12 protein-coding genes and 1 tRNA gene are annotated in these 12,853 nt (G+C 46.6%); 12 read left to right on the top strand and 1 reads right to left on the bottom strand.

The features are described 5' to 3' along the window. The first annotated feature begins 3 nt into the window (after window positions 1–3). The 9 genes from tolA to GXP65_RS09450 all read left to right on the top strand — a co-directional run bounded on the left by tolA (window position 4) and on the right by GXP65_RS09450 (window position 8,418). On the top strand, window positions 4–1,032 hold the full coding sequence (gene tolA, locus GXP65_RS09490; protein WP_038889165.1) for a cell envelope integrity protein TolA: 1,029 nt from the start codon (window positions 4–6) through the stop codon (window positions 1,030–1,032). Between the two features lie 10 nt (window positions 1,033–1,042). Then, window positions 1,043–2,395 carry a Tol-Pal system beta propeller repeat protein TolB gene (tolB, locus tag GXP65_RS09485; protein ID WP_005426162.1) on the top strand — a complete coding sequence of 451 codons (1,353 nt, stop codon included), beginning with the start codon at window positions 1,043–1,045 and terminating at the stop codon, window positions 2,393–2,395. 31 nt (window positions 2,396–2,426) lie between these two features. Beyond that, on the top strand, window positions 2,427–2,948 hold the full coding sequence (gene pal, locus GXP65_RS09480; RefSeq protein ID WP_005426291.1) for a peptidoglycan-associated lipoprotein Pal: 522 nt from the start codon (window positions 2,427–2,429) through the stop codon (window positions 2,946–2,948). A 15-nt stretch (window positions 2,949–2,963) separates the two neighbouring features. Next, window positions 2,964–3,719 carry a tol-pal system protein YbgF gene (gene ybgF, locus GXP65_RS09475; protein ID WP_038889163.1) on the top strand — a complete coding sequence of 252 codons (756 nt, stop codon included), beginning with the start codon at window positions 2,964–2,966 and terminating at the stop codon, window positions 3,717–3,719. A gap of 300 nt (window positions 3,720–4,019) precedes the next feature. Then, window positions 4,020–5,081: a quinolinate synthase NadA gene (nadA, locus tag GXP65_RS09470; protein ID WP_162092661.1), complete on the top strand. Its 1,062-nt coding sequence runs from the start codon at window positions 4,020–4,022 to the stop codon at window positions 5,079–5,081. 127 nt (window positions 5,082–5,208) lie between these two features. After that, window positions 5,209–6,252 carry a potassium channel family protein gene (locus GXP65_RS09465; protein WP_162092660.1) on the top strand — a complete coding sequence of 348 codons (1,044 nt, stop codon included), beginning with the start codon at window positions 5,209–5,211 and terminating at the stop codon, window positions 6,250–6,252. Continuing rightward, entirely contained in the window at window positions 6,252–6,668 is a 417-nt protein-coding gene (locus GXP65_RS09460) for a DUF350 domain-containing protein (RefSeq protein WP_005426232.1), read from the top strand. Before GXP65_RS09465 ends, GXP65_RS09460 begins: the two co-directional genes overlap by 1 nt. A gap of 8 nt (window positions 6,669–6,676) precedes the next feature. Beyond that, window positions 6,677–7,246 carry a DUF1190 domain-containing protein gene (locus GXP65_RS09455; RefSeq protein ID WP_103413399.1) on the top strand — a complete coding sequence of 190 codons (570 nt, stop codon included), beginning with the start codon at window positions 6,677–6,679 and terminating at the stop codon, window positions 7,244–7,246. 5 nt (window positions 7,247–7,251) lie between these two features. Next, complete coding sequence (locus tag GXP65_RS09450; RefSeq protein ID WP_162092659.1) at window positions 7,252–8,418, top strand: glutathionylspermidine synthase family protein; 1,167 nt, start codon at window positions 7,252–7,254, stop codon at window positions 8,416–8,418. A gap of 68 nt (window positions 8,419–8,486) precedes the next feature. Here GXP65_RS09450 and GXP65_RS09445 read toward each other — a convergent pair whose 3' ends face one another. Continuing rightward, the gene (locus tag GXP65_RS09445) at window positions 8,487–9,098 is read right to left on the bottom strand and encodes a YecA family protein (protein ID WP_005426252.1); all 612 of its coding nucleotides are present in this window, start codon (window positions 9,096–9,098) and stop codon (window positions 8,487–8,489) included. A gap of 53 nt (window positions 9,099–9,151) precedes the next feature. Between GXP65_RS09445 and GXP65_RS09440 the strand changes: the two genes are divergently transcribed. From GXP65_RS09440 to GXP65_RS09430, 3 genes are all read left to right on the top strand, one after another. Beyond that, window positions 9,152–11,572: a hybrid sensor histidine kinase/response regulator gene (locus tag GXP65_RS09440; RefSeq protein WP_162092658.1), complete on the top strand. Its 2,421-nt coding sequence runs from the start codon at window positions 9,152–9,154 to the stop codon at window positions 11,570–11,572. A gap of 440 nt (window positions 11,573–12,012) precedes the next feature. Further along, the gene (locus tag GXP65_RS09435; RefSeq protein WP_010646956.1) at window positions 12,013–12,462 is read left to right on the top strand and encodes an L-alanine exporter AlaE; all 450 of its coding nucleotides are present in this window, start codon (window positions 12,013–12,015) and stop codon (window positions 12,460–12,462) included. Between the two features lie 144 nt (window positions 12,463–12,606). After that, window positions 12,607–12,694: transfer RNA gene (locus GXP65_RS09430), tRNA-Ser, on the top strand. The last annotated feature ends 159 nt before the right edge of the window (window positions 12,695–12,853 follow it).

Genomic DNA, 12,853 nt, shown 5'->3' with positions numbered 1-12,853 from the left:
TCTATGAAAGACAACAAGAAGAAACGCAAAGAATACACCAAGCCGATAGCGATATCGGTTGGTTTGCATGCGCTGTTGGTCGTTGCTCTGCTTTGGGGTACGGATTTCACAATGTCGAAACCAGAGCCGACAGGGCAGATGGTTCAGGCCGTGGTGATTGATCCAAAACTTGTTCAGAAACAAGCGAACGAGATTCGTCAGCAACGCGAAAAAGCCGCGAAGAAAGAGCAAGACCGTCTGGATAAACTGAGACGTGAAGCTGAGCAGCTTGAGAAAAACCGCAAAGCTGAAGAAGAACAGATTCGTAAGCTAAAAGAGCAGCAGGCAAAAGACGCCAAAGCCGCTCGTGAAGCTGAAGCTGCTCGCAAGAAGAAAGAACAAGAACGTAAGGCCGAAGAAGAACGCACTCGCAAAGCGAAAGAGCAAGCGGCAAAAGCCGAGCAAGAGCGTAAAGCCAAAGAAGAGGCAGTACGTAAGGCAGAGCAGGAACGTGTAGCGCGTGAGAAAGCCGCGAAAGAAGCGGAAGAAAAAGCGAAACGTGAACGCGAAGCTGCAGCAAAAGCCGAACAAGAACGCATCGCGAAAGAAAAGGCAGCCAAAGAGGCCGCAGAGAAAGCGCGTAAAGAAAAAGAGCGTCTTGAGCAAATCGAGCGTGAGCGTAAAGAACAAGAAGCGGCACTGGATGACATCTTTGCCGGTCTAGAAAGTGAGTCGAGTGCAAACCAACAGGCACAAGGGCAATTTGTCGCTGACGAAGTTTCTCGTTACAGCTCAATCTATACTCAGCTTATTCAAAGCAAATTGCTAAAGGACGACTACCTATTGGGAAAGGAGTGTAGAGTTAACATTAAGCTGATTCCGACAGGGGCAGACATGATAGTCTCATCGGTGAGTGTGCTTTCTGGAGACTCTAGAGTATGTGCGGCTGCAAAGAGTGCAATCGCACAAGTGCCAAGTTTTCCAATGTCTACCGATTCAACAGTTAACCAAAGGCTGAAGGATATTAACCTTACGGTCGCACTACAACAATAAGGGATAAGCCGTGATTAAACGTCTTTTACTAGGAATGTTTGTACTGCTTGGCAGTCTGACGAGTGTAGCTCATGCTGCATTAGAGCTGGTGATTACCGATGGTATTGATTCAGCACGACCAATTGCTGTTGTTCCATTCAAATGGGAAGGCAGTGAACCGCTTCCTACCGATATTTCTGCTGTGATTGCTTCTGACTTGCAACGCAGTGGTAAATTCAGCCCGGTACCAACCAGCAAAATGCCCCAAACGCCATTCAACGAATCAGAGGTGAACTTTGACGCGTGGACCGGCTTAGGTGTGGACGCATTGCTTACTGGCTCAATCAAAAAGAACGAGCAGGGTAACTACGTAGTCAACTACCAATTGGTTGACGTAGTGCGCGGCCAGCTAACTGGTGGTAAGAGCAAAGCATTGGGTGGTGACGGTGAGCTAGTCCTTTCTAAAGATCATGTTCTGTTCAACAAGGTTGCAACAGTTGAAGGCCCACGTATGCGTGAATACGCACACCGCATCTCTGACTTGGTTTACGAGCAGTTGACGGGTGAACGTGGTGCGTTTATGACGCGTATTGCTTACGTGGTAGTGAACGATAAAGATAACTTCCCTTACCAACTTCGCGTGGCGGATTATGATGGCTACAACGAGCGTTTAGTTCTGCGTTCTAAGCAGCCACTGATGTCTCCTGCATGGTCTCCAGATGGTCAAAAGCTGGCTTATGTTAGCTTCCAAAATGGCCAAGCTGAAATCTTCATCATGAACATCTATACCGGCGAGCGCGAGAAGATTACTTCATACCCTCGTCACAATGGTGCGCCAAGATTCTCTCCAGATGGCAGTCAGTTAGCACTGGTACTTTCTAAGACTGGCTCGCTTCAGGTATACACTTTGGATCTGAAAACTCGCAAGCTGACACAAATTACGCGTGGCAGATCAAATAATACAGAACCGTTCTGGCACCCTGATGGTAAATCACTGATTTTCACATCTGACAGGGGTGGTAAACCACAGATTTATCAAGTAGATTTGGGCAGCGGCTCTACTAACCGCTTGACTTGGCAAGGCAGCCAAAACTTAGGTGGTCAAATCACCCCTGATGGTCGATTCCTAGTTATGGTGAATCGCAGTGATTCGGGTTTCAACTTGGCTAAACAAGATTTGGAAACAGGCGCTCTTCAGGTTCTAACAAAAACATTGCTTGATGAGTCTCCGAGCATTGCCCCAAATGGTGGCATGGTTATCTATAGCTCGATTTACAACAAGAAAAACGTACTATCGATGGTGTCAATTGATGGTCGATTTAAAGCTAGATTACCGGCAACAAATGGGCGTGTAAGAGCTCCCGCATGGTCACCGTTTTTGTAGTAAGAAAAATTGATTAATAAAGGAAAATAAGATGCAACTGAACAAGGTTCTAAAAGGGCTACTAATCGCGATTCCTGTGATGGCTATGACAGCATGTAGTTCAAGTGATGACGCTGCTTCTAACACTGGTGCAGAAACAAACACTGGTGCTTCAGAAACAACAGTAGTAACGCCGATCGATCCAAATGGTCAGCTAACGGAGCAAGAGCTAAAAGAGCAAGCGCTACGTGAAACTCAAACTATCTACTTCGCATTTGATAACTCAACAATCGCGGGCGATTACGAAGAAATGCTAGCAGCTCACGCTTCTTACCTAAGCAAGAACCCTGCTCTTAAAGTAACGATTGAAGGTCACGCGGATGAGCGTGGTACGCCTGAGTACAACATCGCACTTGGCGAGCGTCGTGCTGAAGCAGTATCGAACTACCTACAAGCACTAGGTGTTCAAGCTGACCAAATCTCTATCGTTAGCTACGGTGAAGAGAAGCCACTTCTTCTAGGTCAATCTGAAGAAGTTTACGCTAAGAACCGTCGTGCGGTTCTAGTATACTAATTCGAGGTAAACCTCATGTTCAGTAACACTAAGCGCGCTGTTACGCTTACGTTACTGGCAAGTGCAGCGAACTTCGCGTTTGCTGCACCAGCTCCAGTATCAGATCTCAACAGCACATCATCAGTATCTACTCGATCTTCTTCAGAAAGCGACATCGAGCGTTTAGAGCGCTTGCTGCAAAATCGCAACCGCGTTCAGCTTCAAATGCAAGAGCAAATTGACCAAATGTCACAAGAGATCAGTGATCTACGTGGTCAGTTAGAGCGCAACAGCTACGAGATGCAGCAAATGCTGAAACGTCAGCGAGAGTTGTTCGTTGAGTTAGATCGAGTGCGTGGCGAAATGAAAGCTGCGCCAGTAAAAGAAACCAAACCAGCGGAAACGGGTGGTAAGTACTCATCGAATGCCGATGAGCAAACGGCTTACCAAGATGCGGTGGACTTGATCCTTAAGAAACGCGACTACACTGGCGCGATCGCTGCATTCCAACAGTTCCAAAAGGACTATCCTGATTCAACTTACTCAGCGAACTCGCATTACTGGCTAGGTCAGTTGTACTTCGCTAAGAAACAGGACAAAGAGGCCGTGAAAAGCTTTGCTGCTGTGGTTTCTTACAAAGATTCCAACAAGCGTGCAGACGCATTGGTTAAGCTAGGCGATATCGCAGAGCGTAACAAAAATGACGCACAGGCGAAGAAATACTATCAGCAAGTTGTTGATGAGTACCCGGGCAGTGCCTCGGCGAAAGTTGCAGGCTCTAAGCTGAAGTAATCACGCCTAATCGGTAGCAAGACAATATCAAAGGGAGCAGAGGCTCCCTTTTTGTTTTTTGTATCCCTATCTCTTTCTACTCCTTATCTCCCTATGCCTCAATCCCCATCAATTCTTCTCGATATTCGTCTCTGCGTTGCTGAGCTGAGATGTAACAAGCGTTCATTCTCTACAGTTAGAATTGTTACTTACAACAAAGATATACGGCTAGACTGCTATAAATTCCGGTTACGGGTTGGTTTTTGAAAATCAACAAGGTTACAATACTCGGATTAAAGGAAGTTGCGTAGAGCAAGAGCAATGAGCCACATACTAGATAAAATCGAGACAGTTTACCCATTCCCTCCAAAACCAATCCCATTAAGCCAAGAAGAAAAAGCCGATTACATCGAGCGAATCAAAAAGCTGCTTAAAGAGAAAGACGCGGTACTTATCGCGCACTACTACACCGATCCTGAGATCCAAGCTTTGGCTGAAGAGACCGGCGGTTTTGTTGGTGATTCGCTAGAAATGGCGAAATTTGGTAACCGTCACCCAGCAAGCACACTGATCATTGGTGGTGTGCGCTTTATGGGCGAATCTGCAAAGATCCTTACGCCTGAAAAACGCATTCTGATGCCAACGCTAGAGGCTGAATGCTCTCTTGATCTTGGCTGTCCAGCAGACAAGTTCAGCGAATTCTGTGATGCACACCCTGACCATACGGTCGTGGTATACGCAAACACGTCGGCAGCGGTAAAAGCGCGCGCTGATTGGGTAGTTACATCAAGCATCGCTCTAGAGATTGTTGAACACCTAGACGCAGAAGATAAGCCAATCATCTGGGGCCCTGACCGTCACCTAGGTTCATACATCGCGAACAAGACAGGCGCAGACATGTTGCTATGGCAAGGTGAGTGTGTGGTTCACGATGAGTTCTCTGCAGATGCACTACGCAAGATGAAGAACGTATACCCAGATGCCGCTATCCTAGTGCACCCAGAGTCTCCTGCGAGTGTGGTGGAACTTGCCGATGCAGTGGGTTCTACAAGTCAGCTAATCAAAGCGGCGAAAGAGCTTCCTCAGCAACAAATGATCGTGGCTACTGACAAAGGTATCTTCTTTAAGATGCAGCAGCTAGTGCCAGAAAAAGAGCTGATTGAAGCACCAACGGCAGGCGCGGGTGCAACGTGTCGCAGCTGTGCACACTGTCCTTGGATGGCTATGAACGGCCTTAAAGCGATTGAAAAAGCATTGAGTGAAGGTGGCGCAGAGCACGAAATCTTTGTTGATGAAGCACTACGTGTGAAATCTCTGATCCCACTGAACCGCATGTTAGATTTCGCAGAGCAGCTCAATATGCAGGTGAAAGGCAACGCTTAGTCAGTTTTTCAGACCAAAGTTTGCTACGACAAATCTCAAAAACCAGCCGAATATGGCTGGTTTTTTTGTTTCTTACAATCAATGAGTTAGTATTTAGTTATAGCAATCAGAAAGGAATCGGAAACTTATGGCTGTATGGCTAGTACTGAAAAAGTGGCTAAGTACCCATCTTTTCAAATTGAGCAACCGAAACCTTCTTGTCATTAGTGGCGCATATATTGCCATCTCATGGTTGTTGCTGGCCCTCGCGGGAGAGCACGCACTAACCGATAACTTCTCGAACTTCATTTACTACCTTATGGTCACTGCCTCTACAGTGGGCTATGGCGATCATTCACCCGTCACCGATATGGGCAAGTGGGTAGTTGTGTTGTTTATCATCCCTGGTGGTCTGAGCTTATTTGCCGCCATTTTGGGACGAGTGGCGGGAAGCGCGGTCGACTATTGGCGAGCGGGAATATTGGGCAAACGGAGAGTAAGAGTGGAAAACCATATCGTATTATTGGGTTGGAATGGCGCACGTACCATGCATCTGATCCGCATGTTGCAACATGAAGAACATGGCAAGCGTCCAATCGTTTTGTGCAGTCGTTCAGACATTGAAAACCCACTGCCGGGTGAGATTGGTTTTATCAAGGTTAACAGCTATACCGATGCGCAGGAGATGAAGAACGCCAACATCACCGAAGCGAACTGTATCATTGTTGATAATCTCACCGATGACATCACCCTCTCAGCCGCCTTGTATTGTGCCTCTGTGAATCCTGATGCACACTTGCTCGCTTACTTCAAAGACGATGCGTTGGGCCGATTGTTGAGCCAGCACTGCCCGAGAGCGGAATGTATCCCAGCTGTAGGGGCAGAGATGCTTGCCAAAGCGGCGGTGGATCCGGGCTCAAGTGCACTCCATCAAGAGCTGTTGGCTTCAACACGTGGTATGACTCAGTACTCTGTGATTTACCCTGAAGATCAACCAACGACGACGGTCGAGACGATCTTTGGGTTCATTAAGAAGCACCATCAAGCGACCTTGATCGCTTTCGATCTTGGTAGTGGCATTGAGCTTAACCCAGAGCTCAGTGCTAAAGTGCCACCGAGCACTAAACTGTTTTATATTGCCGATGAGCGAATTGATGATTTCGCTTGGACAGACATGAACAAGGACAAATAATGCACATGATTGCCGACCTCTTGGCAGGTTTTCCTAACTTTCTTATCTATTTTTCTGTTTCGATTATCTTCGTACTGGCGTTCAAGTTCATCTACGTCAAACTGACGCCATACGATGAATGGCACCTGATCAAAGAAGAGAAAAACACCGCGGCTGCGGTTGCGTTAAGTGGTGCGTTCCTTGGTTATTGCTTAGCGATTGCAGGTGCGGCGACTAACTCAGTGAACATCGTCGATTTCATGGTGTGGGGCGTTGTGGCCATGCTCGCGCAAATCATTGCGTTTGGTATCGTACGTTTCATTCTTTTGCCAAAAGTCTCAGAGCGTATTGAGAATGATGAAGTGCCAGCGGGCATTGTGCTAGCTGCCGTCTCTGTCTCTGTCGGCGTGCTGAACGCGGCTTGCATGACGTACTAGGAGGAGCGATGAAACGCAGTTCTAACGTCAAACGTTCTTCAATGGACAAAAGCTTTAAAGTTGGACGAATCATTCCATTCGTTGCTTTTGGTGGCATCTTCTTTCTGGCAACACACGAATCGAAAACGGAAGGTTACATCTACACCGATGCGGATGAGTGTAAATCGGATGCGCCAGAGTTCAGCGAACAGTGTGAAATCGCGTATCAAGAAGCGATGGCGAAAGCAGAAGAAAACGCACCACGCTATAACAATGAGTACGAGTGTGAAGACGATTTCTACGAAGACGATTGTTACTACAGCTCACGCCACCGTTCTTACGTACCATTTGTGGGAGGATACTTCTTCAGCCGTGCAGTCAGCGGTTTAAGTGGTTACAACAAAAGCTACTATTCAGAGCCGATGTATCGCTACAAATCCAAGTATTACAACGGCGCAGGGCAGTTCTACGGCTCTTACCGTAATCAACCGACTAAGGTGGCGACGAGTAACCTAAACAAGCGAGGTGGCGGTACGATTGGCCGTGCCATGTCGCGAGGTGGATTCGGTAAAGCAGTATCAGTGAGTCGTGGCGGTTAACAGCGATGTTTCGACGAGAAATACAAGAAAGAGAAAACTGGCGTGATTTAGCACGCCAGTTTGGTTTTGGTTTCCATTCTATGTATGACCAACCCTACTGGGATGAGAGTGCTTACTATCAATTCTCTCTTTCCCAAATCGAACAAGACATTGAAGACCCAACCGAGGAGCTTCATCAAATGTGTCTTGAAATCGTGGACGAGGTCGTACGAAGTGAGCGATTACTGACGCAATGTGCCATTCCTGAAGCCATGTGGTCCCAAGTGGCTTCCTCTTGGCAACGCAGAGAGCCATCCCTCTATTCAAGAATGGATTTTGCTTACAACGGTTCATCACCAGCAAAACTTCTAGAGAACAATGCAGATACCCCTACCTCTCTGTTTGAAACAGGCTTTTGGCAGTGGGTATGGTTAGAAGATGTGGTTAACAAAGGCCGCATCCACCAAAGTGCGGATCAGTTTAATATTCTGCAAGATTTCCTCATTGAGCGCTTCGCCGAGATCGCCAAATTGCAACCGGGGCAGACGTTGCATTTCAGTTGCTGCAAATACACCGAAGAAGACAAAGGCACAGTGCAATATCTGGAAGATTGCGCCCGTGAAGCTGGTTTAGCTACGGCGTTTGTTTTTGTCGAAGATATTGGTGTGACAGAAGAAGGGCAGTTTGTTGATGCCGATGACCGAGCGATTCGTTGGATGTTCAAACTCTACCCGTGGGAATTCATGTTCGAAGAGCAATACAGCCAGTATCTCGCAACTTCGAGTGTGAATTGGTTAGAGCCGATGTGGAAGTCGATTCTGTCTAACAAAGCGCTATTACCGTTGCTTTGGGAGCGTTTTCCAAATCATCCTAATCTCCTGCCTGCGTATTTTGCGAACGATCCAAAAGCGAGCAGTTTGAAAGACTATGTCATCAAGCCTTTTTTTTCTCGCGAAGGCGCAAACATAGAGATCGTCAAAAATGGACAGCGTTTAGTGAAAACTCCTGGCCCGTACGAATCGAGCCAAAACATCGTCCAGCAATATCATCCGCTACCGAAATTTGGTCAGAGCCATACTTTGATTGGCAGCTGGTTAGTCAATGACAAAGCCGCCGGCATTTCCATTCGAGAAGACAGCAGTTTAGTCACGCAAGATATGGCGCGCTATATTCCCCACGTTATTCTCGATTGATCAAAAAAGCTCTCCAACGTGGAGAGCTTTTTCATCAAATGCAGTCTGCTTTAGGTGAGTAAAGCGTCTTACTCTTCTTCTGCTAGCATAACGCCGCGTTGAGTCAGACCACCAAGCATCATTGGCATCGCATTGAAGATCTCTTCAAACTGCTCTAAACCTTCCATGCCTTGCTCTGCAAGTGTCGCGATCGTTGTTTCTGGATCGTAAAGCATAGTAAGAGAAAGCAGAACACCCCCCAGTAGAGCGCTGTCTTCGCTATCTGCAGGCATCAAGTTTTCCCAGTCATCACGAGTGATTTGCCAGCCTTGAAGTACGCCTTCACAGAAATCACGCGTGTTCGCTGAAACGATATCTTGATCATCCAGTTCACAACCTTCTGGCCATTGCCATGAACCTTCTAGAAGAGCAGGACGAGTTTGGTTCCACATTTGAACAATCTCATCAATGTACTGCTCTAGTTGTTCGCCATCAGAGAAGGGTGCGGTTTCTTCACCACCCCATAAGAACGGCAGCCACTCTTGAGGGTTTAGAACGTTTGGCGCACACGCCATCGACGTTACAAAGCCTTGAGTTTTCGCTAGGTTTAGTAGTTTTCCATCAAGTTCTGGAAGAGAAAGGATGTCTTGTAGTTTCAAAATCGAATACCATTTGTTAATGGGCTGGTTGGTTGCGCTCATATTACCAATCAATCAGCGATAAATCGATATTAGGGAATGATTCGTCTACATCTATGGAAATTCGTTCGTCACTCAGAAAAAAAAGCATTCTCGCCCTAACGCTTTATTTGTGTTTCTTTATCGCGACCATTGGCTCCGTCGTGTACCTCGTTGTTGACCCGCCAGTTCGAGAAAAGCTCGAACGTAATTTGAATTTACGCACCCAATTACTCGCATCTCAAATCGAGGGGCCATTGACCAGCTCCGTTGGATTGCTGAACAGCTTGGTCGGGTTAGGGCAAACACCAACAGCCGATATTTCGCTGCAAGGTACCATTCCTCAGTTGCTTGCCGTGAGTGATGACATCATCGTCAGTGGCGGTTTATGGCCAAAGCCGACACTCGAAGATGAGCGCTGGCAATACACAAGTTTATTTTTCAATAAGAACGAGCACGGCAGCTTAGATCAAATCCATTCTTACAATAACCCCGAGTCCGGTGGTTACGACAACGAGCCATGGTATCAATCTGTGGCGAATAAGCCCGCTGGTTATGTCAGTTGGTCTGGCGTTTATATTGACACCTTTACCCAAGTTCAGATGATCACGGCTTCAGCGCCTTACTACAAAGAGGGCGTTTTCGCTGGTGTCGCCACGGTCGATTTATCCCTCGAAGCGCTATTCCAATTCATTCGCGAGCACACCAACCAATACTCTTTAGGCGTGGTGATCCGTGACGCGGATGGACAAGTCGTGATTGAGCATAACTTTCATCTCACCAAAGACATTTACATCAGTCAGCTTGAATTCGGCGCTTTCCAATGGCAAATGGACGTTGTGAATGCCAAAGTTCAAGTTGCAGAACAAGTGTTTGATCAAGTGATGAGTGTAGAGCGGGGCATCATACCTTTCTTATTGATCTGCGTGCTGGTGGGCTACTACCTACTGAATCGATACATTGTGGAACCCATCGTCCGCATCGCGCAAAAAGTTGATGACTCCAAAACTGGTGGCATCATCGACATTACCTACGACAGTGAAGATGAAATCGGGCACTTGATCACCAAGTTTAATGAGAAAACCGTCTACCTAGAGCAAGAGCGCATCAAAGCGCAGGCATCCACCAATGCGAAAACGGCATTTTTGGCGACGCTATCTCATGAAATTCGAACGCCGATGAATGGTGTGTTGGGAACGGCGCAAATCCTGCTGAAAACCCAGTTAACCGACGAGCAGAGAAAGCACCTCAACACCCTTTATGACTCAGGCGATCACATGATGACGTTGCTAAACGAAATCTTGGATTACTCGAAGATTGAGCAGGGGCACATCGAGATTGATAACACCCCATTCCCAATTGATTCGATTCTGGGCAGTACCAACAGTGTCTATCACACCTTGTGTGCTGAGAAGGGCCTGCAATTCCGCGTGATTTCCAATGTGCCAGAGGGGCGTTGGTACAACAACGATAAAGCGCGACTGCGCCAAGTTTTGTTCAATCTGCTCAATAATGCAGTCAAGTTCACCGACCGAGGCTATGTAGAGGTAGAACTGACAGAGTATGTCGAGGGGCAGCAAACGCGCTTGCGCATTAGCGTAAAAGATACAGGCATCGGCATTAGTCCTGACGCTCAGGAACGCATCTTTAGGCCGTTTGAGCAGGCGGAATCTTCGACCACGCGTCGATATGGCGGCACAGGCCTTGGACTCGCGATTGTTAAGCAAATTTCCGAGCACATGGGCGGTAGCATTACCGTGCAGAGCCAAGAATGTATCGGCACTAAGTTTGTGGTCGAACTTGATCTAAACCCCTGTGAAGCGGGGATATTGGAGCCTACCAGCACACACAAACTTGATTGCCAAGGTTTACGTGCGCTGATCGTTGAAGATAACCGCACCAACACCATCATCATGGAGACTTTCTTACGCTCGAAGGGTTTCGCTTGTGTTTGTGTCGAGAATGGCAAACAAGCCGTAGAGCAGGTGTCCAGTCAGAAGTTTGATTTGGTATTAATGGACAACCACATGCCGGTGCTCGATGGGGTAGGCGCAATAGCGGTGATTCGCTCTATGGATACCCCCGCAAAATCTGTGTTGATCTTCGGGTGTACGGCCGATGTATTCAAAGAGACACAAGAGAGAATGCTGGATGTAGGCGCTAACCACATTATTGCAAAACCTATTGTTGAATCAGAATTGGATGATGCTTTGTATCGCCACGCTTCTATCCTCTATCAATACCAAGATAAGCAGGGGAATAAACCAGTAACACCGCACGATGTAGATGCGTTACTTTTGAACTTCTATCTAGCGTTAGATGATGGCAACCTCACTCAAGCGCTAACGACGCTGTCTTATATTCTCGATAGTGTGCAACCGAGCATGACAGAAGAGCTAAGCAGCGTTATCGAACGTATTGAAAGCCACTTACTCAAAGCCTTATCTCCTGAGCAAGAAGACATCGATCAGCTCACCATATTATTGGCAGATCAATAACCTCACACATAAAAAGGAAGTCGCTTGAACCGAGGTTCGAGCCACTTCCTCTGTTCAAGCCCATTTCTCTAACCCCACAAACTTCGCATTTACTCTGAAAATCGACCTCCAAGTAGCATAAGCCGATCTTTTTGAAATTCACTTACCAGATATTTCTCTGGTTTTCTGCGTGTTTTCGTGTGCTAAGTCGTTTATTAGTAAATAAATTACGTTTTTAAACCTCATTTTAGGTCGTTTTAAGGTGGTTTTTACTGGTTTTGGTGAAAGCTGCTACTTTTGGGCTTAAAGTTGGTTATTAATTTACAACCAAGAATTTAAAACGGAATCATAAACTGAAAATATTGTGTTTTAATAGCGCCATTAACTGCTATGTGGTTTTAAATGCAGTAAATCATTTTATAGATGTCTTTTTTAATAGTGTTTGATTTTAGAGGTTGTAAATGAAGTCTCGTGGACCATTTTGTATTCGTAACGCCGCAGCGGATACTTTTGCTATGGTGGTTTTTTGTTTTATCACAGGGATGATCATTGAGATTTTGATCTCGGGTATGACGTTCGAGCAGTCTCTGGCATCACGCACGCTGTCTATTCCAGTCAACATCGCAATTGCATGGCCTTATGGCATGTTCCGTGACTGGGTGCTACGCCAAGGCAACAAGCTTTCCCCTTCCTCTTTCATGAAGAACGTATCTGATTTGGTGGCGTACGTGCTATTCCAATCTCCAGTTTACGCAGGTATTTTGTTTGCGGTAGGCGCATCGACTGACCAAATTATTACAGCAGTGGCGAGTAACGCGGTAGTATCTTGCGGTATGGGTGTACTTTACGGTTACTTCCTTGACCAATGCCGCCGTTGGTTCCGAGTACCTGGTTACTATCAAGAAGCATAATTGCCCCTGTTTTATGCAATTTAGCTAGATAGTGAGCAAACAAACGCAAAAGGGCGCTTTTTTTCGTGTTTAGCCTTGACCATCAGGCACATAATCATTAAATTAGCGCCTCGTTAGCCAATGATGCTAACCACAATTTGATTCGGTGAGTTGTCCGAGTGGCTGAAGGAGCACGCCTGGAAAGTGTGTATACGGCAACGTATCGAGAGTTCGAATCTCTCACTCACCGCCACATTCTAAAGCCCCAGCAGAAATGCTGGGGCTTTTTCGCATATATACTTCGATAATTTATGTTTATCTATCCTCCGTACATTTCCTTTCTATTAAGCACAAATCCACAAAACTAAGCAACGTGTAAAGTAATGCCGCCTAGTTCCTTAAAATTTAGTAA

Origin of the sequence: Vibrio sp. LB10LO1, from assembly GCF_010092875.1 — a bacterium.
In the GTDB taxonomy this organism is placed as follows: Bacteria; Pseudomonadota; Gammaproteobacteria; order Enterobacterales; family Vibrionaceae; genus Vibrio; species Vibrio campbellii.
The sequence above is the reverse complement of the archived record's forward strand: the minus strand, read 5'-3'. Positions and strand labels throughout refer to the sequence as shown.